General features: G+C 65.6%; 30 protein-coding genes. 20 read left to right on the top strand and 10 right to left on the bottom strand.

Annotated elements, in window-relative coordinates; genetic code table 11:
- Positions 1 to 51: 51 nt before the first annotated feature.
- The 3 genes from KBZ14_RS11690 to KBZ14_RS11680 all read right to left on the bottom strand — a co-directional run bounded on the left by KBZ14_RS11690 (position 52) and on the right by KBZ14_RS11680 (position 3,025).
- On the bottom strand, positions 52 to 423 hold the full coding sequence (locus KBZ14_RS11690) for an AbrB family transcriptional regulator (protein WP_255118506.1): 372 nt from the start codon (positions 421 to 423) through the stop codon (positions 52 to 54).
- A 1,391-nt stretch (positions 424 to 1,814) separates the two neighbouring features.
- Positions 1,815 to 2,669 carry an acetolactate decarboxylase gene (budA, locus tag KBZ14_RS11685; RefSeq protein WP_255118505.1) on the bottom strand — a complete coding sequence of 285 codons (855 nt, stop codon included), beginning with the start codon at positions 2,667 to 2,669 and terminating at the stop codon, positions 1,815 to 1,817.
- Positions 2,670 to 2,686: 17 nt separating this feature from the next.
- The gene (locus KBZ14_RS11680) at positions 2,687 to 3,025 is read right to left on the bottom strand and encodes a thiamine pyrophosphate-dependent enzyme (protein WP_255118504.1); all 339 of its coding nucleotides are present in this window, start codon (positions 3,023 to 3,025) and stop codon (positions 2,687 to 2,689) included.
- A gap of 93 nt (positions 3,026 to 3,118) precedes the next feature.
- Between KBZ14_RS11680 and KBZ14_RS11675 the strand changes: the two genes are divergently transcribed.
- Entirely contained in the window at positions 3,119 to 3,325 is a 207-nt protein-coding gene (locus KBZ14_RS11675; RefSeq protein WP_255118503.1) for a hypothetical protein, read from the top strand.
- Between the two features lie 71 nt (positions 3,326 to 3,396).
- Here the strand turns inward: KBZ14_RS11675 and KBZ14_RS11670 are convergent, their stop codons facing one another.
- On the bottom strand, positions 3,397 to 3,693 hold the full coding sequence (locus KBZ14_RS11670; RefSeq protein ID WP_255118502.1) for a DUF8646 family protein: 297 nt from the start codon (positions 3,691 to 3,693) through the stop codon (positions 3,397 to 3,399).
- Between the two features lie 176 nt (positions 3,694 to 3,869).
- On the opposite strand from KBZ14_RS11670, the gene KBZ14_RS11665 reads away from it, so the two are divergent.
- Positions 3,870 to 4,013 carry a high light inducible protein gene (locus KBZ14_RS11665; RefSeq protein ID WP_255118501.1) on the top strand — a complete coding sequence of 48 codons (144 nt, stop codon included), beginning with the start codon at positions 3,870 to 3,872 and terminating at the stop codon, positions 4,011 to 4,013.
- Positions 4,014 to 4,311: 298 nt separating this feature from the next.
- Here the strand turns inward: KBZ14_RS11665 and KBZ14_RS11660 are convergent, their stop codons facing one another.
- On the bottom strand, positions 4,312 to 5,652 hold the full coding sequence (locus KBZ14_RS11660) for a DUF6880 family protein (protein WP_255118500.1): 1,341 nt from the start codon (positions 5,650 to 5,652) through the stop codon (positions 4,312 to 4,314).
- A gap of 115 nt (positions 5,653 to 5,767) precedes the next feature.
- On the opposite strand from KBZ14_RS11660, the gene KBZ14_RS11655 reads away from it, so the two are divergent.
- Complete coding sequence (locus tag KBZ14_RS11655; RefSeq protein ID WP_255118499.1) at positions 5,768 to 6,154, top strand: CapA family protein; 387 nt, start codon at positions 5,768 to 5,770, stop codon at positions 6,152 to 6,154.
- 43 nt (positions 6,155 to 6,197) lie between these two features.
- Positions 6,198 to 6,707 (top strand): CapA family protein, encoded by a 510-nt coding sequence (locus KBZ14_RS11650; protein ID WP_255118498.1) that lies wholly within the window; start codon positions 6,198 to 6,200, stop codon positions 6,705 to 6,707.
- Here the strand turns inward: KBZ14_RS11650 and KBZ14_RS11645 are convergent.
- The 4 genes from KBZ14_RS11645 to KBZ14_RS11630 all read right to left on the bottom strand — a co-directional run bounded on the left by KBZ14_RS11645 (position 6,664) and on the right by KBZ14_RS11630 (position 9,418).
- Positions 6,664 to 7,071: a YccF domain-containing protein gene (locus KBZ14_RS11645; RefSeq protein WP_255118497.1), complete on the bottom strand. Its 408-nt coding sequence runs from the start codon at positions 7,069 to 7,071 to the stop codon at positions 6,664 to 6,666. The two genes, KBZ14_RS11650 and KBZ14_RS11645, sit on opposite strands and share 44 nt — an antisense overlap.
- A gap of 50 nt (positions 7,072 to 7,121) precedes the next feature.
- The gene (locus KBZ14_RS11640; protein ID WP_255118496.1) at positions 7,122 to 7,490 is read right to left on the bottom strand and encodes an AbrB family transcriptional regulator; all 369 of its coding nucleotides are present in this window, start codon (positions 7,488 to 7,490) and stop codon (positions 7,122 to 7,124) included.
- 75 nt (positions 7,491 to 7,565) lie between these two features.
- Positions 7,566 to 7,934 carry an AbrB family transcriptional regulator gene (locus KBZ14_RS11635; RefSeq protein ID WP_255118495.1) on the bottom strand — a complete coding sequence of 123 codons (369 nt, stop codon included), beginning with the start codon at positions 7,932 to 7,934 and terminating at the stop codon, positions 7,566 to 7,568.
- Positions 7,935 to 8,014: 80 nt separating this feature from the next.
- Positions 8,015 to 9,418: a TolC family protein gene (locus KBZ14_RS11630; protein ID WP_255118494.1), complete on the bottom strand. Its 1,404-nt coding sequence runs from the start codon at positions 9,416 to 9,418 to the stop codon at positions 8,015 to 8,017.
- Positions 9,419 to 9,551: 133 nt separating this feature from the next.
- On the opposite strand from KBZ14_RS11630, the gene KBZ14_RS11625 reads away from it, so the two are divergent.
- The 7 genes from KBZ14_RS11625 to KBZ14_RS11600 all read left to right on the top strand — a co-directional run bounded on the left by KBZ14_RS11625 (position 9,552) and on the right by KBZ14_RS11600 (position 14,842).
- Positions 9,552 to 10,712 carry a hypothetical protein gene (locus KBZ14_RS11625; protein WP_255118493.1) on the top strand — a complete coding sequence of 387 codons (1,161 nt, stop codon included), beginning with the start codon at positions 9,552 to 9,554 and terminating at the stop codon, positions 10,710 to 10,712.
- Complete coding sequence (locus KBZ14_RS11620; RefSeq protein ID WP_255118492.1) at positions 10,709 to 10,882, top strand: hypothetical protein; 174 nt, start codon at positions 10,709 to 10,711, stop codon at positions 10,880 to 10,882. The genes KBZ14_RS11625 and KBZ14_RS11620 overlap by 4 nt, the downstream gene beginning before the upstream one ends.
- 1 nt (position 10,883) lies before the next feature.
- Complete coding sequence (locus tag KBZ14_RS11615) at positions 10,884 to 11,987, top strand: aromatic acid exporter family protein (protein ID WP_255118491.1); 1,104 nt, start codon at positions 10,884 to 10,886, stop codon at positions 11,985 to 11,987.
- Positions 11,987 to 12,574, top strand: coding sequence for a potassium channel family protein (locus KBZ14_RS11610; protein ID WP_255118490.1), 588 nt, complete (start codon positions 11,987 to 11,989; stop codon positions 12,572 to 12,574). Before KBZ14_RS11615 ends, KBZ14_RS11610 begins: the two co-directional genes overlap by 1 nt.
- A gap of 480 nt (positions 12,575 to 13,054) precedes the next feature.
- A complete protein-coding gene (locus tag KBZ14_RS11605; protein ID WP_255118489.1) occupies positions 13,055 to 14,095 on the top strand; it encodes a DUF4912 domain-containing protein in 1,041 nt (346 codons plus the stop codon).
- Positions 14,096 to 14,314: 219 nt separating this feature from the next.
- Positions 14,315 to 14,515: a hypothetical protein gene (locus KBZ14_RS15995; RefSeq protein WP_488657341.1), complete on the top strand. Its 201-nt coding sequence runs from the start codon at positions 14,315 to 14,317 to the stop codon at positions 14,513 to 14,515.
- A gap of 102 nt (positions 14,516 to 14,617) precedes the next feature.
- Positions 14,618 to 14,842 (top strand): Nif11 family protein, encoded by a 225-nt coding sequence (locus tag KBZ14_RS11600; RefSeq protein WP_255118488.1) that lies wholly within the window; start codon positions 14,618 to 14,620, stop codon positions 14,840 to 14,842.
- 11 nt (positions 14,843 to 14,853) lie between these two features.
- Here the strand turns inward: KBZ14_RS11600 and KBZ14_RS11595 are convergent, their stop codons facing one another.
- A complete protein-coding gene (locus tag KBZ14_RS11595) occupies positions 14,854 to 15,114 on the bottom strand; it encodes a cell division protein SepF (RefSeq protein WP_255118487.1) in 261 nt (86 codons plus the stop codon).
- Positions 15,115 to 15,263: 149 nt separating this feature from the next.
- On the opposite strand from KBZ14_RS11595, the gene KBZ14_RS11590 reads away from it, so the two are divergent.
- Genes KBZ14_RS11590 through hypF form a run of 9 tightly spaced genes read left to right on the top strand, consistent with a single transcriptional unit; the run spans position 15,264 to position 23,817 of the window.
- The gene (locus tag KBZ14_RS11590) at positions 15,264 to 15,704 is read left to right on the top strand and encodes an NAD(P)H-dependent oxidoreductase subunit E (RefSeq protein WP_255118486.1); all 441 of its coding nucleotides are present in this window, start codon (positions 15,264 to 15,266) and stop codon (positions 15,702 to 15,704) included.
- Entirely contained in the window at positions 15,701 to 17,272 is a 1,572-nt protein-coding gene (locus KBZ14_RS11585; protein WP_255118485.1) for a (2Fe-2S) ferredoxin domain-containing protein, read from the top strand. Before KBZ14_RS11590 ends, KBZ14_RS11585 begins: the two co-directional genes overlap by 4 nt.
- Positions 17,269 to 17,985 carry a bidirectional hydrogenase complex protein HoxU gene (gene hoxU / locus KBZ14_RS11580; protein WP_255118484.1) on the top strand — a complete coding sequence of 239 codons (717 nt, stop codon included), beginning with the start codon at positions 17,269 to 17,271 and terminating at the stop codon, positions 17,983 to 17,985. Before KBZ14_RS11585 ends, hoxU begins: the two co-directional genes overlap by 4 nt.
- Positions 17,973 to 18,545 (top strand): NADH-quinone oxidoreductase subunit B family protein, encoded by a 573-nt coding sequence (locus KBZ14_RS11575; RefSeq protein WP_255118483.1) that lies wholly within the window; start codon positions 17,973 to 17,975, stop codon positions 18,543 to 18,545. The genes hoxU and KBZ14_RS11575 overlap by 13 nt, the downstream gene beginning before the upstream one ends.
- Positions 18,546 to 18,557: 12 nt before the next feature.
- Complete coding sequence (locus KBZ14_RS11570; protein WP_255118482.1) at positions 18,558 to 20,012, top strand: Ni/Fe hydrogenase subunit alpha; 1,455 nt, start codon at positions 18,558 to 18,560, stop codon at positions 20,010 to 20,012.
- Complete coding sequence (locus KBZ14_RS11565; RefSeq protein ID WP_255118481.1) at positions 20,009 to 20,461, top strand: hydrogenase maturation protease; 453 nt, start codon at positions 20,009 to 20,011, stop codon at positions 20,459 to 20,461. Before KBZ14_RS11570 ends, KBZ14_RS11565 begins: the two co-directional genes overlap by 4 nt.
- Positions 20,454 to 20,801 (top strand): hydrogenase maturation nickel metallochaperone HypA/HybF, encoded by a 348-nt coding sequence (locus KBZ14_RS11560; protein ID WP_255118480.1) that lies wholly within the window; start codon positions 20,454 to 20,456, stop codon positions 20,799 to 20,801. Before KBZ14_RS11565 ends, KBZ14_RS11560 begins: the two co-directional genes overlap by 8 nt.
- Positions 20,802 to 21,500, top strand: a complete 699-nt coding sequence (hypB, locus tag KBZ14_RS11555; protein ID WP_255118479.1) for a hydrogenase nickel incorporation protein HypB — start codon at positions 20,802 to 20,804, stop codon at positions 21,498 to 21,500. It abuts the gene before it with no gap.
- Positions 21,484 to 23,817: a carbamoyltransferase HypF gene (gene hypF / locus KBZ14_RS11550; RefSeq protein WP_255118478.1), complete on the top strand. Its 2,334-nt coding sequence runs from the start codon at positions 21,484 to 21,486 to the stop codon at positions 23,815 to 23,817. Before hypB ends, hypF begins: the two co-directional genes overlap by 17 nt.
- Positions 23,818 to 23,850: the final 33 nt, after the last annotated feature.

Here is a 23,850-nt window from a genome sequence, read left to right as displayed (position 1 = left end):
AACGCCTACCGGGTCAGTTCGGATGAGGCTTTGCTGATTGCGCTGCCGCAATCACTCCTCCTCGTCGCTACCGCCTACGGGCACCAGGCGGATCTGCTTCTTACCGAGCTTGATCTCAAACTCATCGCCAGGCTTGAGATCGAGCATGGCGGTGTAGGCCTTGCCCACCAGCAGGTTGCCATTGAACTGCACCTTGGTGGCATAGCTCAACTTGCGGCCACCCTTGCCAAGACCACGGCCGCCGCTATCGGTGCCAAGGTTGACCCCTTTGGCGGCGAGCAGCGCTTCGTAGAAGGCGGTGAAATTCAGCCGTTCACCACCGTCTTTCTTGCTGCTCACATAGCCACACTCACGCACCAGGTCTGATTTGGATGCGTCACCCAGCTCCTTAACCTTGGCGAGCAGTTCAGATCCGGTGAGCATGAGGCGGAAGCATTGATTGCTTGAGCCTAACAAACCCGTTGCCAATGGTCATCGCTTTGGCCTACCGATTGACACAGCGCTGATCTGATCAGCGGTTGAGCTGTTGCATCTTCCCGGTCACCAACGCACCCACGGGACTCCAGATCAGATAGGGGATCAACAGCCACGCCGCTGGAACGGAATGCGGCACCAGCTGGCGTAGAAGCAGGTGTAGATGCCGATCCAGATCGACGGGATCAGGCCGTCAAAGGTGGGCTAGGCCGGCCGTCGCAGCCGGATGCACCAGCGCAGGGATTCACAGGCCTCCCCATCACCATTGGCCTCGAGATAGGTGTGCCCCTGTTTGAGCAGCTCCTGCGCCTTGGCATAGGGACCAATCTCTCCGCAGCGGTAGCGGCACCGATGCTGCGGCCCCGCGAGCTACGGCGGATCGATGCAGACCACAGCCAGCAGACACACGCGTGCCATGGCCGGAGCCTGCACCAGTAGTGGTTCCATGCAGCTCCTGCATAACTTGGGCCAACCCCGCTCACTGGCACCAACCTGGTTCTCTGCACTGACGCACCATGGGCCGCCTCCCGCTGCTGTTCGCTCTGGCCCAGCAGCCGGTGCGCCCCCTCCCGAAAGCGGGAGGGTGTCCCTTGGGCTACTACAGCTCCGGCAACTACTGCGTGAAAAGTCGCTGATCGCCGTTGGCAGACGTGGCGCCTCGTTCAACATCCCGGCTCCACGGGGCAACTGCTCTGGGAGCACGGCTTGGTGAGCCGTCTGCTTGCTGATGGCTCCCTCGCTGCGCCAAGCGCTGGGCACAGCGCTGCATCACGACGTCCGCGAGGCCCTGATCGAACAGATGGGGCCAGCCCACTGCGCTGACCGGGTTCGCCAGAGCGGTAGCGAATGTGCTGCAGCTCTTGCCAGCCCTGGCCGCCCGATCCATCGTGGCTGCAACGGGATTCGGAGGCTCCACAAATGGACGACACCCCCCCTGAGCACCAAGCAGGAGCGCGCTGACGATCCGGCCCCTGCTCCAACATTCTCGACGGATCCCTGATGTTCCAGGCCTGAATGGCCGTCCACTGCACCGCCTGAGGTGCCCCGGACCGAACGGAACGTCCCACTCGACACCTGGCCCCAGGTGCCAGCGCCGGCAGCTCCGCCCACAACTGAAAATACTCTGATCAGACGATCAGGCTGTTATCCAGCACCAAACTCGCGCAGCTGCTGCCGTCCCCCTTGGGTCGGCACCACGGCTGAGCAGGCAAACGCCCGGGGCCCACGCTCCGGGCTTTGTTGTGGCCCCGACCCGCTCAGCTCTAGCCACACAGCCGGATCAGAGCCTCCACCATGACAAAGGCGATGGCCAAAGCGGTCATGCCGTCTGACCATCTGGCTCAACTGTGATTCCCTTCCGCCCGGGCCAGGGCCGCCGCCGGATCACCGCTGAGATCCGCCTTCAGGAACTGGGGGGTTTCGGGCAGCACCAGCTGCAGATGGTTCTCTCGATGTAGCTCCAGGCTCAGCTCATGGCTCTGCAGCTCCAGCACGTGACCCGCATGGTGGTGGTCGTCGCTGAGCAGATGCAAGTGATAGCCCGGCACATTGATCGTGCGGGCATAACTGGGGGTCCAGAAGCCCACCAGGGTGCCGGCCACATTCTCCAGATCGAACGTCGCCTGGGCATCGGTGGCGCTCACAAGATCCACGCCGGCCTCGGCCTTGCAGGCCACCCGATAGCGGATGCGCGCGAACACCCCGTGAATGCGAATGGCCACGAACAGGTTGGACTGATCGCGCAGGGCGTCGAGCCGTGCGGTGAGATCGGCCCAGCTGGCCACATCGCGCAGGGTGTCCCGGTGGTCGGTCGCAAAGCGGGTGGCCACCCAGAAGGGCGCTAGGGCATCGACGGGGGCCTTCCGCACCGAGCCATCGCCACAGGCCTGCCAGCAACAGCCATCAAGCAGGATCCCCTCACCATCCAGGCCATCGAAGGTGCCCAGACCGAAATCGCCGTGCTTGAGCAGCTCGCCCACCCGCACGCAGCCTTGGTAGACCCCCTGCACCAGGGCACCGGAGGTGGACACCTGGTAGAGGGTGTGGTGGTCCAGATCCAGCGCCTCGGCCAGGGCATCTCGGATCACATGGCAGGCGCTTTCACCGGTGCGCCGGCAGCGCTCCTGCAACGCCGCGAACAGGCCATCGCCGAGATGGACGTGCAGGTGGTGGCTGGATTCGGGAGGACAGGGCATTGGTGTGAACCGGCGGATCAGTGAATGAAGTCCTGATGCACGTCCTGCATCAGCTTGAAGTTCTGGGAGTAGTCGATCGGAATGTCGATCAACACCGGCACGCTCTGCTGCAGCGCTTCCCGCAACACCGGGCCCAGCTGATCGGCGGCGGTGCGGCCGTAGTGGGCCTGCTCCTGGAACGCCACCATGTCGTAGCTGCCGTTATTCCAGATCAGGTGCACAAACCGGCTGCCAATGCGGACGGCCGTTTCCAGCTCCGTGGCCGTGAGCAGAAAACCGCCATCGCCAGTCACGCCATGCCGTTCGAGAAGCTTCAACAGAACGTAGCGCCGCTCATGGGGCGTCTCTTTGGCCACCAGCTCATCCTGTTAGCGATTGGCGATGGCGGCAAGCAGATACACCTCCCACAGCACAAATATCGAGACTTTATCGGCGCACAAAGTGAATAATTGACATCCACCAACTACAACACAGTCAAGATCAATACCCTCACCAAACCAGGTCAAACCCAGGCACACAGCGTGGGCAATCAGGCCCTGTTGCAGCTGGCCAATGAGCACCGGGATGCTGTTTGCGCCGGCATGGTGGCGGAACCCATGGCCAGTGAGCAGACCTTGCGGCTGCGGGTCTTCACCCGCACGGCCTCATCGGGATAGGGCCGCGATGAGAAGGCCTGAAAGCCAAGGCGTCATGAACCCAGAGCCAGCCGATTTCGCACCGCTGGGGCTCAGCCGAGCTGGCGCACCGCCTTCACCGCCAAACCGGCCTCGGTGGCGGTAACTGCCGCCAACGTAAGCAGGCCGATCAGCCCCACCAGCTGGTTCTGGGCCTCGGCTGCAGCATCAGCGTTCTGGCCCAGCAGGGCACCGGCCACGAACCAGACAGTGGCCAGCGCCGAGGTGATCCAGTAGGCCTTCCAACGCCGCTGATACAGATAACCAGCCCCCAGACCCGGCACCACATTCAGCAGCACCGCTACCCAACCGGCCGAGGCGGCAAGGATCTGCTCACGGGTGGGGGTCATGGCGGGAATGGAGTGGAGCTGCACTCTGGCGAGCGGGGCCGCAGTGCTGCGGGGACGTCCATCGGTGGAGCCCCCCCGAATCCTGTTGCAGCCACGAAGGACACGGCAGGCGGCACGCCTCCTTGCCCCGCCCCCTTCACAACCCGTTACAATTTGCGCAACGATCCGAAACACGCATGGCCCAGCCCTCTCCCCGCTTTGGATTTGTGGCCTTCGCTGAGTCCTGGAATGGTCGCCTGGCCATGCTCGGCTTCGTGATCGGCCTCGGCACCGAGCTGCTCACCGGCCAGACCATCCTGGCCCAACTCGGCCTGGGTTGATCGCCATGAGCACCGACTACTCCACAGCCATCGCCTGCATGGTCGCCCTTGTGGTGCTTCTCACCGGCATGACCACCTACGTGCTTAGCCGCCCCAGCGACCTGGCCCGAAGAACCCGATGATCGCGACGCTCACCATCGTGCTGTTCGGCGCCTGGGTTGTTGGCGCCCTGCTCCAACCCGATCTGGCGAACTGACCCCATTCCGTCCACGTTCCTGCCGTTCTGCTTCTGAACGCCTTGTCCATCGGCAACGCTGCTCACACCCCAGGACATCCCTGGGGTTTCGTGTTGTCTGCCTCAGCGATCCAGTAAGTCCCAGAATCGCCACTGCGCCGCATGGCGCTGCCGCAGACTCTCGACGAAGTGGTGGTGTTCTTGAATGCCCTGCCAGTCGTCGATGCGGACAGCCAGCTGCTCACAGGTGCGCAAATCCTCCACGGCATAGCGATAGCGGGTCGTCCGTCCCATCCCCAGGGCAAAGCACACCATCGCCCGCAGCAACACCATGGCCGCCAGGGGATGGTTGCCACTGAGGCGTTCGGCAGCAGGGCCATAGATCGCAAACGCCCCTCCATCCCAGTCCTGTTCGTGCGCGATCACGTAGCGGGCAGCTCGGGGCAACGCAGGCCATCCCACCAGGAACTGCAGTGCCTGCAAGGGCACCGGGTGCGCGTCCACCACCTGGAAGGCCTCCGTTTCAGCCTCCACATCCGCGAAGGCCTCCAGGCGTTGGAGGTACTCGCGCAGGTGCTGAATCGCGAGGGTTTTGCAGAAGCACTGCCAGCGCAACTGCTGGGCCTCGTCCAGGCGGCCCAGCGCCTCGAACACGGAGAGCCGCGCCTCATCCCACGCCGGTGATGGGCGGCTGGCAGCGCCCTTGGTGGCGCCAGCCAAAACCTGGAGAGCCTGCTCGGGCCGACCCTCCTTCAACAGGTGCTGGGCCACCTCGGCGGCTGTGTTGGGCCAGCTCAATTGCGCGGAGTTGAACTGGGCTAAGTAGGCCTCCACATCGCCACGGCACTGGGCGATCTGCACCAGGGCCTGGTGACCGTCCTGGGCACCACGATCGCGGCACTCCTGGGCCAAGCGCTGAAGGCCCTGCTCGCCCAGAACCTCGTTCAGGGTCGGGATCAGATCGTCGAACTGCCCGTAGCTGTTGTCGGTCATCAAGTCAGCCACCTGCTCCGCCAAGGTGTCGGATGGCAACTGGGCGGCGCTGGCCAGCCCCCCCAGGTGGGCCGCCGCCTGGCTGAACACCCCGATCACGGCGCCGGTGGTGTCGGAGCAGCGATCGATCACGCCATCAGCCAGCTCCAGGAAGCGCACCAGTAACTCACAGGCCAGCGCCGGATCCTCGGCGGCAATGGTGCCGGTAATGGCCTGGTGCTGGGCCTCCAGATCAGCCAGCAAGGCCTTGCGCTTGCGGGAATCCACGAAGGTGGTGGAGCGGGCGATGGCGGCCAGGCGCTTGCGCACTTCCTGGGCCGCTCCCTCGGCCCCATCGGTGCTGGCCAAGGCGAGGCGTAGGCGGCGTTGGATCACCCCATTGCCTGTACTCACCTCCATCAGCAACTCGGCGAGCGCAGCAACGCCGAGTTGCTGGAGATTTTTGGCATTGAGAGTGCGCTTAGCCGCCATTGCCCCTACTGCTGTGCTCGGCTGGATCGGACCCTAGGTACCCAGTGAAGAATCCAGCCACCGCGCAGCAATGCCACCACGCTGGCGGCAGGAGTCCGTGGATTGCGAGGGTGCCTTGTCTGAGCTGAGGCTGCGCCTCGCCGGTGATGTGATGACGGGACGCGGCATGGACCAGCTGCTGCCCCATCCGGTTGATCCCCAGCTTTACGAGCCGGTGGCTCCCGCCTATCCCTGGGGTGAGGCCTTGGCCGCGATGGAAGCCATGGCGGCCGATGTGCGCATCATCAACCTGGCAACGGCGATCACGACAGCAGCACGGCCATGGCCGCAGAAAGACATTCATGACCGGATGCACCCCCACAACATCAGCTGCCTTACCGCCGCCAAGCTTGATCTGCGCTGCCTGGCCAACAACCACAGCCTGGATTGGGGCTGGAGGGGCCGGGCTCAGTGCCGATCAGGCCCAACGTCGGCTGGTCTTCGCGTGGGCCGTGGCGAGTAGCGGTGTACCCCCGAGTTGGGCGGTGGATGCGCACCATCCTGGCGTGGCCTTTCTTCCCCATCTGGACGACGGAACCTCCCGCTGGCTGGCAGGGTTTGTGCTGAAACAGCGGCGCCCTGGCGACAGGATTGTTCTCTCGCTGCACTGGGGGGCCAACTGGGTTCCGGTCATGCCGGACAGGCACCAATGGTTCGCGAGGCAGCTGATTGACCTGGCCGACATTGATGTGGTGTTTGGCCATTCCTCACACCACCCCCTGCCATTCGAGATCTACCGCGACAAGCTGATCCTGTATGGCTGCGGTGATCTCCTCAATGACTACGAAGGCATCGAGACACCCAGCCCATGGCGCTCCGACCTGGGCTGCCTCTATGGCATAAAGCTGGACGGCGACACCGGCCAGCTCCTAGAGCTCGACATCCTGCCCTGGTTGATCAAACGCTTCCAACTGCAGCAGGCAGGCCCTACCGATCAGGACTGGCTCAAGCAACAACTGAACCTGGAGCGCACTAGAGGCGGTGCATCGGCACCACCGTCATGCCAATGGGCGTGAGGGCAATCAACGCCAGTTTGACGTGCTGAATCCCGAAGGGGATTCCAATGATGGAGATGAAGCAGGCCAGGGCTGAACTGAGATGACCAATGGCCAGCCACCAGCCGGCCACCAGAAACCAGATGACATTGCCGATCAAGCCGAACGGACCCGTGCCGATGTCATCACGGCCCGTGAGTTCACGCCGGCTGATGGCTTCCTGGCCAAAGGGCCAGAAGGAAAAATTGCCAATCTCGAAACAGGCCCGAGCCCAGGGCAGGCCCACGATGGTGATGGCAGCAATCAGGCCGGCCAACCACCATCCCAGACCCATTACGAAGCCCCCCAGAACGAACCAGAGGAGATTGAGCAGGAAGCGAAGCATGGCTCCAGACTGAAAGAGGCGTCGTCAGGAAGCCAGGATCACCTCAGGCTTCACTCCTCTTCGGAGGCGCCTGCGGGGATCAGCTTCACCTGCTTGCGGCCCAGCTTGATTTCGAATTCGTCGCCGGGCTTGAGATCCAGCATGGCGGTGTAGGCCTTGCCGATCAAGAGGTTGCCGTTGCCCTGAACGGTAGCCACGTAGCTCAGCTTGCGACCACCCTTGCCAACGCCTTTGCCATCGCCACCACCCAGATTGAGACCCTTAGCCTCGAGCAGGGCTTCATAGAAAGCGGTGAAGTTCAGGCGCTCGCCACCGTCTTTCTTGGTGGACACGTAGCCGCAGCTGCGGACCAGATCGGATTTAGAGACGTCGCCGAGCTCCTTGACCTTGGCAAGAAGTTCAGATCCGGTGAGAGCCATGGTGCGGGAGTGATTCTGTAGAAGACCCTAGCAAGTAAGTGTCTGATTGCCAGCCCCAACCGCACACCCCCACGCTCACTCCTCCTCTTCAGACTCACCCAGCGGGACCAGGCGGATCTGCTTTTTGCCGAGCTTGATCTCAAACTCGTCGCCAGGCTTGAGGTCAAGCTGGGCGGTATAGGCCTTCCCCACCATGAGGTTGCCATTGAACTGCACCTTGGTGGTGTAGCTCAGGGAGCGGCCGCCCTTGCCGCGTCCGTTGCCAAGGCCACCCCCAAGGCTGATGCCCTTGGCTTCCAGCAGGGCTTCGTAGAACGCGGTGAAGTTCAGCCGTTCCGAGCCATCCTTCTTGCTGCCCACGTAGCCGCAGCTGCGGACCAGATCAGATTTGGAGGCGTCGCCCAGCTCCTTGACCCTGGCGAGGAGATCAGCACCTGTAAGCATCTTGCAACGATCACCAGAACCTCGACAGTAATTCAGCCATGCATGGCCTGCGAGGTGGCAACAAGACCGCTTGGAATGACCTAGGGCTTGCTGGCCGTTGATGGGTCGAGGCCCGTCTCCAATTCCAGGCCAGCCCGGCTGAGATTCCAGCGATGAACTGCCGTGGCCTCAGCAGAACGGGCCACCTGCAGATTGCGCTGGGCCAACAACAACTCAGTGATCGGGGCGATCCCTGCCCGGTAACGCAACAGGGCGTCTCTCACAGCTTCCGTCCCCGCCTTCGCTGCAGCGGCTGCCGCCTGCATCTGCTGCTGAGACGCTGCGTGGGTGGCGTACCAGGTCGTGACGCTCTGATTGATCGCTTGCTGAGCCTGCTCGATCGCCAGACTGCTCTGTTCGGCGCGGCGCCGTGCCAGAGCCGTGGACTCACGCGTCAGCCCCCCATCAAACAAGGGTTGACGCAGGCTCAGCACAGCACCCCAATCGTAAAAGCTGCCGTAGGCATTAGCGCTACTGCTCTGGGTAGGCAGGGACGCCGATCCACCGTTCACACTCACCTGAGGGCTGGCATTCAGCACCGGCACATTGAGCCAATCGCCATTGATTCCGGCCCCCAGCACCAACCCCAGCGTTGGCAAACGAGCCGCCCGAGCCAGTTGCACCCGTGCCAGCTGGGCCTGGCGCTGCTGTTGCAGGGCCTCAAGAGCGGGTCGCTCCTGCAAGGAGCGCCGCAAGGTGTCCGGCAACGGCAAAGACCAAGCGCCCCATGGCAGCAGGGGATCACTCACCTTCACCACCTGCTCCGCAGGGAGATTGATCACCCTGGCCAGGCCACTCAGGGCAATCTGCTGTTGAGCCTGAGCCTCCACCAGACCCTGGCGATCACTCTCCACCAAGGCATCAGCCTGGAGCGTGTCGATCCGGGCGGCCAGCCCCTGCTTGCGAATGGCCCAGGCATCGCGCTGCAGCTGAGTGGACACCTGCAACGACTGCTGCCAAACGGGGATCAACGCGCCGGCCAACTGTGCCTGGAGATAGGCACTCACGATGTCGAAGCGACTGCGCCGTTGTTGCTCCAACTGCTCGGCCTGGGAGGCCTTGAGACCCGCCGTGGCGACCTGCTGCAACGGCCCACGGCCAAAATCCAACAGTGAATAGTTGAGGGCCAGCCCCAGGTTCACAAACGTGTTCTGCACCACGGCATAGCCGTCGGCCCCCAACTCCAGGTTGAGATCTCCGATGCTGGGCAGATTCGAGATAAAGCCCACACTCGATCCCACCTGGGCGTAGGTACCAAGGGCTACCAGATCCAGCTTGGGCAAAAAGCGGGTGCGTGCCAGACCCAGCAGGGCCTTATTTTCCTCCACCACCAGGGTGGTGTTGCGCAGATTGAGCGATTGCGACAACCCCAGGGAGAGGGCCTGCTGGAGGCTGAGGTTGAGGGGTTGCAACGGCTGGGCCATGACGCGCTGCGGCACGGTCACCAACGCACTCACCGCCACCCCTGTAAGGAGCGCACCAAGCCCGAGCCAACGGCATCCGCAACAACGCAAACGGAGTGCCCCCAAAGTGCGCGTATCCTAAATCGACAAACTGACGATTACTCCCCGGCGCGCCATGACCCCTGTGGATTTGGCACCGCGCCTGTTGCCGATGGGCTTGGTGACATCCTTCGCCGTGATCTGGGCCGTGTCCCCTGGGGTGGATGTGGAAGTCGAGGGCAGTGGCGTGCTGCTCCAGCCGGATAGCCGCGTGGGCGTCTATGCCCGGTCCGCTGGGCAGGTGCAAAAGCTGTTCCACGCGGTGGGCGACCCGATTGCCGAGGGCGCCGTGGTGGCCAGCCTCGATCGCATCGACCAGGCCGCACCCGGCGGAGGCCTGGTGCTTGGCAATCCCGATGCTCTGCAGCGTCAAGGGGAAGCCCTGGCCAAGCAGCAAGCCGCCATTCGGGCTCAGATGAGCGCCATCAACCGCACCAACCAACCGGTGGCCAAACAACTCCAAGCCCTGGAGACCCTGCGGCAAGACGACGTGATCCCCCGCTACAGCCCCTTGTGGGTGGGAGCGCAAGACCTCTACCTGCGTAATCAGGCGCAGATCAAGGCCCTGGAGGGGCAGCTCGCGCAGCTCGACGTCAGCCGGGCGGAGCTCGATGGCCAACGGCTCAGCCAGGAGGTACTGGCCCCGCGTACTGGGACACTCCTGAGCCTCTCGGTCGCCCCCGGCCAGGCGGTGTTACCGGGCCAACGCATCGGCACGATTGGTGCCGGGCCGAATCAGGCGAGCCGGCCCCGAACGGCGGTAGGCCTGTTCAGCGATGCCGATGCCGCACGGCTCAAACCCGGAGATGAGATCAAACTCGATCCCGTGCTGCAAACCCGTGACCGCTACGGCGGCACCACCCAGCGCTACGGCTCGGTACTGGGGCGGATCCAGACCATCTCCCCCGCCAATGCCGATCTGGCGGAGGTGAGTCGTGTGGTGGGGGATCCCGAGCTGGCCTCCAGCCTGATGGCCCGCAGCCGCCAGGCCGCCTTGGGCGAGGGCGGCGACCCCTTATCCACAGCGGCCGACAAGGTGAGTGCCCCCGTGGTGTTGATCACCGTGGCCCTCGACAATGCCACCACCCCCAGCGGCCTGCGCTGGAGTAGCGGACGAGGCCCCGATCTACGCCTGGAGAACGGCACGCCCGCCAAGCTCAAGGCGTCCCTGGAACGGCGCTCCGTGGTGAGCTTTGTGTTGCCGTTCCTGCGCTGGTTGGGAGGGGCCCAGCGATGACACGCCGCTCATGGCTTCAACCCTGGCGACAACCCGCCCCATGGCTGGCGCTGTTGCTCCTGGCCATTGCCGCCGTGAGCAGCTCACCGCGGCTCTGGTTCTGGGTGGCCCTCTTGCTGGTGGTGCTGATCGTGGGCTGGGTCCAGGCCCTCAGGCCCCCCGGACCCTGAGATGGACAGCCTGGCCCTCAGGGCTGCCCTGGTGATCGGCCTGGCCGCGGGTCTCACCAGTGCCCTGGTTGGTGGTCTGGGCCTCAGTGGATCGCCGGTGGCCTACGGGGCTGTGATCGCCGCCCTGGTGGTGCGTCCGAACTTCAGCCGATGGCCCCTGGCCATCTACCCGGTGCTGCTGGTGATCTGCGGCGTGGGTCTGGGGATTGGCGTACTCGCCAGCAAGGTGATGGCCGGAGCACCCCAGGTGTTCGTGTTTGGGCTCGTGGCCGCTTTGATGCAACTACTGGCCCTGCTGCTGCCCGACAAGCTGCGCATGCTGAGCAACGTACTGGCCGTGGTGGGGGTTCTGCCCCTGCTGAGCAACGCACCGAGCTTCAGCGCCAGCGGCGATGAACTCGTGGGCATCGCCACGGGCTTGGCCGTAGGAACCGTGACGCAACTGGCCCTGACACCGGCAGGGCTCCCACCTGTTGAGCCCCCAGAGCAGCACGAAGCGATGCCGGAGACCAGTGCCGGCCAACGGCTCCGCCAGGGGCTGCAATCACCGTTCTTCTGGCGCAAGTTGGTGTTCGCCAGCCTGGCGCTGGCCATGGGCGAGGGCATCGGAGCCGTAACCCCCAAATACCTCTACTTCGGTGTTGTGCTCTTGCTGAACGACAGCATCGGCGACACGCTGCTGCGGGTGCGCGATCGCCTGGTGGGGGTGAGCCTGGGCATCCTGATGCCCCTCCTAGTGTTCAACACCATCGGCCTCAGCAGCTTGGCCAATGGCCTGGTACTGGGGGGCACCGCCGCCCTGGTGGCAGCGCTGGGCCGCAGCGATCACCTGAGAACAGCGCTGATATCCAGCGGTGTGGCGTTTGTGGGCTACGGCCCGCTGGTGGCCTGGTACATCCCCCACCGCTGGATCGACTACGCCCTGGGTTGTGGCCTGGCGCTGGCCATCGGCCTGCTGTTGTTTCCCAACTCCGCCCTGCGGCGCTATCACCAGCTCAAGGACGATCCCACCCATTCCAGCGCCGAACTATCGAGCCTCCTGCCGGCCGCCCGGGAGGAAGCCCGTTGGCTGGGCCTACCTCCTCCAGAAGCCCTGCAACGTTGATGGCGACACGCACCTGGCTCCCCGTCCTCACGGCCACAAGCGCCGCAGGCTGGGTGCTGGCCCACCAGCCCAGGGCCCTAGCGGCGGGAGCAGACACCGCCCTCTGCCAGGGCGGCAATGCAGCCATGGGGATCGGCCTTCAGCTGGGATTGGCCATTGCCCTGTTGATCAGCACCTCCATCGTCCACACCTTGGTGACGGTGATTCAGGTCGATGGACTGCAACAACCCTGGCTGGAGTCTTGGTGCCGCCGCCACAGCTGGTGCCGCCTGCTGGTGATTCTCGCCATGGCGCTGATCACTGCCGGAGCCCTAATTGTGGAGATTGGCCTGTGGGGATTGCTCTATTGGGGCCTGGGCCTGATCCAGGGCCTCGAGGCGAGCCTGTATTTCTCTGGGATCACGTTCACCACCGTGGGCTACGGCGACATGACCCTGCACGGCTGCTGGCAGCTCCTGAGCGTGGGAGAAGCCATCAACGGGGTGCTGATGGCGGGATGGAGCACCGCGCAGCTGGTGTATGTGGTGCAGAGAACGCAGACCTTGAGACTGGACTACAAACGCTCGCTGCATGATCTGAATCCTTGATCATCGATTGGCTAGCCCTTGACTGCGGTGCGAGCCGTGCCCGCAGGGCCTTAGACGCTCCGATGTGCCATGGCCTTGCCCCTACCGAGTGGCCTCCTGCAACTTCTCATCACTGACGTGCACGTTGAGGGATCGCGGCAAGCTAGGGCCAAAGCTTTAAATCGCATTCGGTCAGCAACGCCAAGCAGTGCCACTGCGGCCTCGTTTGCCACCAGCAAGGGCCTCCATCCAAGCAACCTGAGTGGCGCGGGTGGCGGCGAAGCGGGGGGCACTGCTCCCCCTATCAGCAGGAGCCAACAAAACTCCCCCGCTCACAGGATTTGGCCTGGCGGATATTGCCTCCATGTGCAGCAGAACGCTGCACGTCCCAGGGCCGACATTGTTCCGCACAGAATGGCACACGGTCGTGATCCGCTGACACACAAGCCGGGACAAACACCTCCGACCAGACCATGGACGGAGCATGAGCACGAAACCGCGATGACGGCAGCACCGCGAACCCTGGCCCAGATCGTGGATATGACGCTGCGCCCCCTGAGAAATGCGGCCCGCGCCCTCAAGAGCCAGCGCCTTGCAGAGTCCACCAATGCAATAGACCAACCAGACATCTCCACTGCGGCAACATCCAATCCGAGCGGAGCACCATCCCGAGAAGCCAGCACCCATGTGGTGTTCCTGCCCCGCGATCCCCAGTGGGGCTACTGCTTCTGGTCCATCGATGCAGCCGACCAGGATCGGGCCCGCGCGCTCGGAGCCACGCTCCTCTGCCTGCGCCTGGAGGATGTGACCGGCCTCGACAGCAACCGGGCCCATCCCCATGCCCTGATGGAACTGGTGGTGGACCAGAAGGCCCATGAGTGGTACTTGCCGGTGCCGGTGGCCGATCGTGACTACCGCATCGAACTGGGCTACCGCCTTGTCAATGGGGGCTGGCTCGCCCTCGCCGTGTCCTCCACGGCACGGGTGCCGGGCCACGGGCCCAGCGAGGTGGTGGCCGATGCTTTTGTGCCCTTCTCCCTCACCACTGCCCCCGCGGCCACGGCCTCACCGCTCCCTGCCAGCGGTGGCGTGACCCACGAGCGGATGTATCAAGAAGCCACCCGCAGCCTGCGCTGGATGGGTCGCGGTTCCGAGCTGTGGCAGGAAGGCACGGCCAGCTCCACCGATTCGGGTTCCCTCCACGACTCGGGCATCGGCCGGTGGGCCAGCGGCCGCCACGAATCCGGTGCTGGTGGCGTGCTGCGGCAGCGCTCCTTCTGGCTGGTGGCGGATGCGGAACTGATCGTGTATGGCGCCACAGACCCTGGCGCCAGCCTCAGCATCGGGGATCAGTCTGTGCCCCTGGACGAGGACGGCACCTTCCGCCTACAGGTGCCCTTTCGCGATGGCGAACAGGTGTATCCCATCACCGCCATTGCCGCCGATGGTGAACAGAAGCGCTCAATTCGCCTGAACTTCAGCCGCTCCACCCCCGAGGCCAACATGAACAGCAAAGATCAGGCTGTTCAAACCTGGTTTTAAGGCGATGCGATTCACCCCTCAATCTGCTCTGGCGATCACAACGCCAGAGCAGGATATTTGCCACCAAGACAGAATCTGAACCACCCGACCGACCTTCGGTGTCCAGTTTCCAGTACCCAGCACTACATGTTCAGAAAGTCTTTCGGCTCACAGTTGTTGCAGAGTAACCAGCTGCTCAGCGGCAGCCCCTAGGGTCGCAAAACACGGCGCAACAGAACCATGGCCCCCTTGGAGCGCAGACTTGATCCGTCTGCTTTGAAGTGGCAGGACGATGGGGAACTCGCCCCCAACGACGTATTCGCGCTGATCTGCCGCCTGCGCGCAGTGGAACCTGGTGAACACAGCAACGAGCTCTGGCGGCTCGGACAGAAGTATCCCCAGACCACATCCCGGAGTGACAACGGAGACCAGGCCGCCTGAATCGTGTCACCTGCGGCGACACACATCTGGTCACATCTCATGGCCCGACAGGAAAACGTGAGTCATATCGGCTCGCGAAGCTTAGGGCGTTGGAGATGACCCATGAGCTGGAGCGAACTCGAGCGGCTGGTGAGTGCCGCTGAAACCAGAGCCGAAGTGCGGCGAGCGGTGCGGCGCTGCACCAGCAGCCAAGACCTGATCACAGCGGCCCGAACCCTGGGCTTCCGCATCACGGCCGCCGATCTCAAGATTGCGGAGGTGAAGCACCGGGTGGAGCACCGCAACCGCAGGCTCCAGCAGCACCAGAGATCCCTCGGAGCCGCCTGAGCGCAGCAGCGTTAATCCCGCAACACCCGCACCACTTGGGGAGCAAACAAAAACACCTGCTCCCCCACCCGCTCGGAGTGGCCATCGATCGCGAGCACGCCGCCGGAGAGGAAATCCACAGTGCGTTGGGCAACCTCCGGTTCCAGGGAGGCGGTGTCGAGCACCAGGGTTTTCTGCTCACGCACCAGCACAAGGGCGGAGCAAGCCTCATCAAACGAGAGGGGGGTCACCAGGGCAATTTCGGTGCTGAGGCTGCGGAATGGGGTTTGCATGCCTGCAAGCTGACGCTCTCCACAACCCTTGACCGTTCACGACACAACCTGTCGTGAGCGCAGCGCATCACGACCGGTATCAACGCGGTTGTGCTGCTGCCACACCAGCGGTGCATTCCTAACTTGAAGGCACCGGGCTGATCCCAGCCATGGCCGAGAGCTACCCCGAACTCGAGCCCGTGCTGCAGCGCCACGAGCACCGGGCCGACGGCCTGATTGAGGTCTTGAATCGCGCCCAGGAACTCTATCGCCATCTCACCCCACCCCTATTGCGCCACATCGCGCGGCAACTGCACCTGCCCTTCAGTCGGGTCCAGGGCACAGCCAGCTTCTACCACCTGTTTCGCTTCTCGCCTCCGGCACGTCATCGCTGTTTGGTCTGTACCGGTACGGCCTGTCATGTGAAGGGCGCGGCCAGCCTGTTGGCCGCCCTGCAACGGGAACCCCTGAACACCTGGGGCATTGAGCTCGGCTCGGTGCGCTGCATCGGCACCTGCAGCGGTGCCCCGCTGGTGGTGGTGGACCAGCAGGTGTGGAATCAACAGAGCTGCGCATCGGTGCTGTCGGGCTTGCGGGAGCTGCGGCCATGAAGGCCTGCCTGCGGGTCTGCACCGCCGCCAGTTGCCGGAGCCGCGGCGGTGCCTCGCTGCAGCACAGCCTCAGCGAGGCCGTCGCCCGCGCCGGGCTCGAGCACGGCCTCAGGGTGAAAGGGGTGGGTTGCCTGGGCCCCTGCAGCGATGGGCCACTGCTGGCAATGGACGCCGACCCCAAAGCCCAAACGCAGCTCTACGGCTCCATTCCAGTCGCCGATGGTGCCCAGCTGGTCGCCAGCCTCATGGAGGCCGCCGCCCAGCACACCCTGGCTCACTGGTGCCCTGCTGGCGGCCTGCGGATTGATCTGAACCACCCCTTTTTCCAACTGCAACGGCGGCTGGTGTTGGAGCACTGTGGCCAGATCGATCCCACCTCCATCGAGGAGGCCCTAGCGGCCGGCGCCTACCGGCAACTGGAACGGGTTCTGCAGAACAACAACCCCGCAGCCGTGATCGAACAGGTGCGGCGCAGCGGCCTGAGGGGCCGGGGCGGGGCTGGCTATCCCACCGGGCTCAAGTGGGCCGCCGTGGCCCAGATGCCTGGCACCGAAAAGGTGGTGGTGTGCAACGCCGATGAGGGCGATCCCGGTGCCTTCATGGATCGCACCGTGCTGGAAGGCGATCCCCACACCGTGCTGGAGGGCATGGCCATCGCGGCCCACACCGTGGGGGCCAGCCGTGGCCTCATCTACGTGCGGGCGGAATACCCCCTAGCCATTGCCCGGCTGCGCACCGCCATCGCCGCGGCCCAGGGGCACGGCTGGCTGGGCACGGCGATCGCGGGGAGCCGTTGCAACTTTGATGTGGAGCTGCGGGTGGGGGCCGGCGCCTATGTATGCGGCGAGGAAACCGCCTTGATGCAGTCGATCGAGGGCAAACGCGGCATGCCGCGGCCCCGGCCGCCCTATCCGGCAGAGCGGGGGGTGTTCGGCCTGCCCACGCTGATCAACAACGTGGAAACCTTCGCCAATCTGCCGGCGCTGCTGCGCCTCGGCCTGGAGACCTACGGCCGGGGCACCAAGGTGTTCTCCCTCACCGGCCACGTGCGCCGGAGCGGCGTGATCGAGGTGCCGATGGGTACCAGCCTCCGCACGGTTGTAGAGACGATGGGCGGTGGGACGCCGGCGGGCAGAAGCATCAAGGCCGTGCAGACCGGTGGACCGTCCGGCGGCTGCGTTCCAGCCCACCAGCTGGACACGCCCGTGGACTACGAGAGCCTCCAATCCCTCGGCACGATCATGGGCTCCGGCGGCATGGTGGTGATGGACGACACCACCGACATGGTGGACATCGCCCGCTTCTTCATGGCGTTCAGCCGGGAGGAATCGTGCGGCAAGTGCGTTCCCTGCCGCGCCGGCACCGTGCAACTCGACAACCTGCTGGAGCAGATCCTGGATCGGCGGGCCACCCCAGAGGATCTCGAACAGCTGGAGAGCCTGTGCCGCATGGTGAAGGACACCAGCCTCTGCGGCTTGGGCCAGGGCGCCCCAAGGCCCGTACTCAGCACCCTGCGCCACTTCCGCGACGACTATCTGGCCCTAGTGCCGGTGGAGACCCGCCGATGAACCTCTACAGCCTGCGCATCGACGACCATGACGTGGCGATCGCGGCGGACTCCACCGTGCTGCAGGCGGCGCAGGAGGCGAGCATTGCCATCCCCACCCTCTGTTTCCTGGAGGGGTTGTCGGCGGTGGCGGCCTGCCGAATGTGCCTGGTGGAGGTGAGCGGCAACGACACACTCCTGCCGGCCTGCATCACCCCCGTGCAAGAGGGAATGCAGGTGCACACCGCTACCCCGCGCCTGCAGGACATCCGCCGCACGCTGATCGAGCTGCTGTTCACGGAGGGCAACCACGTGTGTGGCATCTGCGTGGCCAACGGCCACTGCGAACTGCAGAACCTGGCGGTGGAGGTGGGGATGGACCACAGCCGCCTGCCCTATCGCTTCCCCGATCGCCACGTGGATCTCTCCCACCCGCTATTCGGAATGGATCACAACCGCTGCGTGCTCTGCACCCGCTGTGTGCGGGTGTGCGACGAGGTGGAAGGGGCCCACGTGTGGGATGTGGGCTGGCGCGGCGAACACTGCCGGATCATTGCCGGGCTCGAGGAACCCTGGGGTGCCGTGGAGGCCTGCACCCACTGCGGCAAATGCGTGGAGGTGTGTCCCACCGGCGCCCTGTTCCACAGGGGTGATACCACCGACGAGAAGCACAGCGACCCAGCACGGCTCCAGGCACTGATGCAAGCCCGGCAGCAGCAGCGATGGAACCCGTGAGCCCCACGATCCCCCGCAAGCAACGGCTGGCCACCGTGTGGCTGGCGGGGTGCTCCGGTTGCCACATGTCGTTTCTCGACCTCGATGAATGGCTACTGGAACTCGCCCAGCAGGCCGACATCGTGTACAGCCCGGTGGCCTGCGACCGCAAGGACTACCCCGCAGCCGTGGACATCTGCCTGGTGGAGGGCGGGGTGGGCAATACCGACAACCTGGTCCTGATTCAGCAGGTGCGGGCCAACACCACGGTGCTGGTGTCCTTCGGTGACTGCGCCGTGACGGCGAACATCCCAGGGATGCGCAACATGTTGGAGGGTGCCGATCCCGTACTGCGGCGCGCCTACCTCGAGCTGGCTGATGGCAGTGGCCAACGGCCCCATGCCCCCGGAATCGTGCCCGAGCTGCTGGAGCGCGTGCTGCCCGTGCATGAGGTAGTGCCGGTCGACGTCTACCTGCCGGGCTGCCCGCCCTCGGCGAGCCGCATCCGGGCAGTGGTGGAGCCCTTGCTGCGGGGTGAATGGCCCGAGCTCAGCGGCCCCGACCTGATCCGCTTCGGTTGAGGACGCCGCGCCATGCACCCCGAATCCACTCCCCGCCGCATCACGATCGATCCGGTGACCCGCATCGAAGGGCACGCCAAGATCACGATTCAGCTCGATGGGAGCGGTGCCGTGGCCACGGCGCGCTTCCACGTGACCGAATACCGCGGGTTCGAGCGGTTCTGTGAGGGCCGTCCCTTCACCGAGATGGCGGCGATCACCGCACGCATCTGCGGCATCTGCCCGGTAAGCCATCTGCTGGCCGCGGCGAAAACCGGCGACAAGATCCTGGGCGTGGCGATCCCACCGGCGGCCGAACACCTGCGGCGCTTGATGAACCTGGCGCAACTCACCCAGAGCCATGCCCTCTCGTTCTTTCACCTCAGCAGCCCTGATTTCCTGTTGGGCTGGAACAGCGATCCAACCCAACGCAACCTGTTCGGCCTGATCGCCGCCAACCCCGACCTGGCCCGCGCCGGCATCCGCCTGCGCCAGTTCGGCCAGGGGGTGATTGAGGCCCTGGGGGGCCGCAAAATCCATGCCGCCTGGGCCGTGCCCGGCGGCGTGCGCAGCCCCCTCAGCCCGGCACTGCGCGACCAGATCCGGGCGGGACTGCCGGAAGCCTTCACCATTGCCGAGCGGGGCTTGAGCCTGTTCAAACAACTGCTCGACACCCAGCTGCAGGAGGAGCTGGAGGTGTTCGGCAACTTTCCCTCCCTATTTCTGGGGCTGGTAGGGAAGGACGGCAGCTGGGAGCACTACGGCGGCCGCCGCAGCGGTGGCATCCGGGTGATGGCCAGCGATGGCTCCCTGGTGGCCGACGGCCTCCAGGAGGACGACGTGGAGCAGTTCCTGGCAGAAGCCGTGGAGCCGTGGAGCTATCTGAAATTCCCCTACATCCAGGCCCTCGGCCCCCAGGCCGGCAGCTACCGGGTGGGCCCACTGGCACGGCTGAACCTATGCGACTGCATCGGCAGCGAACGGGCTGACCAGGAACTGCAGGAACTGCGCCAGCGGGGCGGACGGGTGGTGACCGCCTCGTTCCTCTATCACCTGGCACGGCTGATCGAGATCCTGGCCTGCCTGGAGCAGATGGAGCAGCTGCTCGACGATCCGCTGATCACCGCCACCCACGTGCGGGCCCGGGCGGGGGTGAACTGCCATGAGGCCATGGGGGTGAGCGAGGCACCGCGGGGCACCCTGTTCCACCACTACTGGGTGGATGCCAACGGGCTGATCGCGAAGGTGAACCTGATCATCGCCACCGGCCAGAACAACAGCGCCATGAACCGCACGATCACCCAGATCGCGCGCCATTACCTGGCCGATGGCAACCTCAGCGAGGCCATGCTCAACCGGGTGGAGGCGGGCATCCGCTGTTTTGATCCCTGCCTCTCCTGCTCCACCCATGCAGCCGGCCAGATGCCGCTACTGGTGCAGCTGATCGGCCCCGATGGAACCCTGCTGGAGGAGCGGCGGCGCGGATGAGCCAACACCTGGTGATCGGCTACGGCAACACCCTGCGTGGCGACGACGGCGTGGGCTGGCACATCGCCGCGGCCCTCGAAGCCCTCGCCCTGCCCCAGCTGGATGTGACGGCAGTGCATCAGCTCACCCCGGAGCTCGCAGCCCGGATGGCCAACGCCGACCAGGTGGTGTTCGTGGATGCGCACCACGGCACAGTGCGGCAGCCCCTGGCCCTGGAACCCCTGCAGGCCGGTGCACCCCCGCCCCCCTTCAGCCATCAGCTCTCGCCCCAGGCCCTGCTGCAACTGAGCCAGCAGCTCTACGGGCGCCAGCCCCAGGCCTGGCAGCTGCTGATCCCCGCCCAGGCCTGGGCCTACCGCCATGGCCTCTCAGCTGGGGCCACCGCCGCCATGGACGAGGCGATGGCGCTGTTGCTGGCCTGGATCCGGCGGGAGGCCGGCCATGCATGAACTGGCCCTGATGGAGGAGGTGCGCCAGCTGGCCGAACAGGAGCTAGTGCGTGCCGGAGCCCGGCAGATCCATCGGATGCAGCTCCGCATCGGCAGCCTCTCGGGGGTGAACCCCGAGGCCCTGCGCCTGGCCTTCGCCGTGGTGATGGCCGACGACAACCCCAACGGCGAACCCACCACCCTGGATCTCGAGGTGGTACCCACCCTGTGTTTCTGCCCACACTGCCAGCAGACCTTCGCCCCAGCGGACGTGATCCATGCCTGCCCCCGCTGCGGCGCCCTCTCCAGCCAGCTGCTGCAGGGCCGGGAGTTGGAACTGGTGCAGCTGGAGGTGTCCTAGATGTGCGGAACCTGTGGCTGCGCTGCCCCCCCCCGCCGGCTGATCACGCTGCAGCAGGGCCTGCTCAGCCGCAACGATCAGCAGGCAGCCCACAACCGCCGGCACTTCCGTAGCCACGGCCTGATGGCAGTGAATCTGCTGTCGGCACCGGGCTCGGGCAAAACCGCCCTGCTGGAGCAACTGGCCAGCCGCTGGCCCCAGCGGCCCCTGGGGGTGATCGTGGGCGACCTGGCCACCGACAACGACGCCCAGCGGCTGCTCCAGGCCGGGGCACGGGCCGTGCAGATCCGCACCGGCGACCTCTGCCACCTCGAGGCCGACCTGGTGGAGCGTGCGTTTGCCCAGCTCAACTGCAGCGGCATGAACCTGTTGGTGATTGAGAACGTGGGCAACCTGGTGTGCCCCACCGCCTTCGATCTGGGGGAACAGCTGCGGGTGGTGATGCTCTCGGTCACGGAAGGGGAGGACAAGCCCCTCAAGTACCCCGCCCTGTTCAAATCCGCTGATGCGGTGCTGATCAGCAAGGCCGACCTGGCCGAGGCGGTGGGATTCCAGCGACAGCAAGCACTGGACAACCTGCAGGCCGTAGCCCCCCAGGCCCGGCTATTCGAGCTGTCCGCCCGCAGCGGCCATGGCCTGGAGCCGTTCTCCCACTGGCTCCAGCAGCACCTACCAGCCGGCCATGGACAGCACCCCTGAACAACAGCTGCAGCTGCAGATCCAGGGCCTGGTGCAGGGGGTGGGCTTTCGGCCACGCCTGTATGGGCTGGCGCAGCAACTGGAGCTCCGGGGCTGGGTCCGCAACAGCCCCAGCGGCGTGGACGTACTTCTGGAGGGCCCAACCGCTCAGCTGCAGCGATTCCTGGCGGCGCTGCAGCAACACCTACCCCCCCATTGCCGCATCGACCAACTCCACCAGCACTGGAGGCCGGCCACTGGTGAGCTGACGGACTTCCAGATCGCACCATCGGCGCCGCAGCCTGGCCCGGGCACCGGCCAAGGCATCCAGCCGACCGTGGCCCTGACCTCCCCCGATCTGGCCATCTGCCCGGACTGCCTGGCGGACCTGCGCAACCCCCACAACCGCCGCTATCGCTACCCGCTGATCAGCTGCACCCATTGCGGCCCCCGCTACAGCGTGGTGGATCAACTGCCGTTCGAGCGCCACAACACCAGCCTGGCGGACTTTCCCCTCTGCCCCAGCTGTGAGCGCGAGTACGCCGATCCCGGCGATCGCCGTTTCCACGCCCAGACCATCAGCTGCCCCAGCTGCGGCCCTCAGCTGCGCTGGCAGGGCGACACCGGCACCGCCGCGGCCTGCATCAGCGCCGCCGTCAGCGCCCTGCAGAACGGCCAGATCGTGGCACTGCAAGGGATGGGGGGTTTCCAGCTACTGGTGGATGCCCGCAATCCCAAGGCCGTGGCAAGCCTGCGGCGCCGCAAGGGGCGCCCGGATCAACCCCTGGCCCTGATGGCCACCCGCGCCTGGGTGGACCAGCACTGCCAGCGGAGCCCCGAGGAAGCGGCGATCTTCGAGGGGCCTGCAGCACCGATCGTGCTGCTGCGCCGCAGCCGGCAGGGCTGGGCTGCAGTGGCGGAGGCCGTGGCGCCGGGCAGCCCCTGGCTAGGGGTGATGCGACCCACCAGCGGCCTGCACCAGCTGCTGCTGGAGCCCATGGGTGGGGTGGTGGTAGCCACCAGTGCCAACCGCTCCGGTGAACCGCTGTGCGTGGAGGCCGATGCCGATGCCACCCTGCTCAAGCAGCTAGCCGATGGGGTGTTGAGCCATGGGCTGCGGATCGTGAACCGGATCGACGACAGCGTTGTGCGGGTGGCCTGCCAACGGCCCTTGGTGCTGCGGCTGGGGCGGGGGCTCGCGCCCTGCGCGCTGCCCCGAACCACCAGCAGCCAAGCCCTCGCCCTTGGCGCCCAGGTGAAAGGCAACCTGGCCATGGGCCTGCCCGGCTGGTGGCTACTCAGCCCGGATCTCGGCAACCTGAGCAGCAGCGCCGGGGTGCAGCGCCTGCGCCACACCCTGGAGCAATGGCGTGGCCGCCATGGCCCCAGAGCCAGCACCATCGGCTGCGATCAGCACCCAGGCTATGCGTCGTCCCAACTGGCAGCAGCGCTGGCCAAGGCGGAACAGCTGCCACTGGGCCGGCTGCAGCACCACCACGCCCACCTGCTAGCGGTGATGGCGGAACACGGCCTGGAGGGCTCTGCCATCGGCGTGGCCTGGGATGGCGCGGGCCATGGGGCCGACGGCAGCCTCTGGGGAGGCGAATGCCTGCGGGTAAACGCTGGCGGCTACCAACGGCTGGCCCACCTGCGGCCCTTCCGCCTACCAGGGGGTGAGGCGGCCCTGCGGGAACCGCGCCGCGCCGCCCTGGGGCTGCTGATCGCCGCCTTCGGCGACCGGGGGGCAGCCCGCTGGTCGGCCTTCAGTGCCGAAGAGCTGGAGGTGCTGCAACGCGCCATGGCCAGCCAGCTCAACAGCCCGCTCTGTTCCAGCGTGGGACGCCTGTTTGATGGGGTAGCCGCCCTGCTGGGCCTGCCGCAGCGCTGCAGCTACGAGGGGCAAGCCGCCATGGCGCTGGAGGCCCTGGCCCTGGACGCCCCTACCAGCACCCCCGCCTACCCCCTGCCGCTGCGGCGCCCGCCAGGGCCGCAGCCATGGCAGCTGGATTGGCAACCCCTGCTGGAGGAGCTCCTGCGGGATCAGGCCAGTGGCGTTGCCGCCAGCGTGAGCGCCCTGGCCTTTCACCGGGCCCTGGCGGGCGCCGTGGCCGAGCTGGCCACCGCCCTGGAGTGCCGGCGCTTCCTGCTCAGCGGGGGGTGCTTTCAGAACCAGCTGCTGCTGGAGCTGAGCACCGCGGCACTAGAGCAACGGGGCATCGAACCCCTCTGGCCCCAGCAGCTCCCCTGCAACGACGGAGCCCTGGCCATCGGCCAGCTGATGGGCCTGGCCGATGGCCCCGAACTCCACACCAGCCGCCCCCAGGAACCCTGCCTATAACCGGGGCAGCCCCGCAGCTGGCGAGCGATGTGC

It is taken from the genome of Synechococcus sp. HJ21-Hayes, from assembly GCF_024345835.1.
Taxonomy (GTDB): Bacteria; Cyanobacteriota; Cyanobacteriia; order PCC-6307; family Cyanobiaceae; genus Vulcanococcus.
Note: the sequence above shows the minus strand (reverse complement) of the source record. Positions and strands in the feature narration are given on the sequence as shown.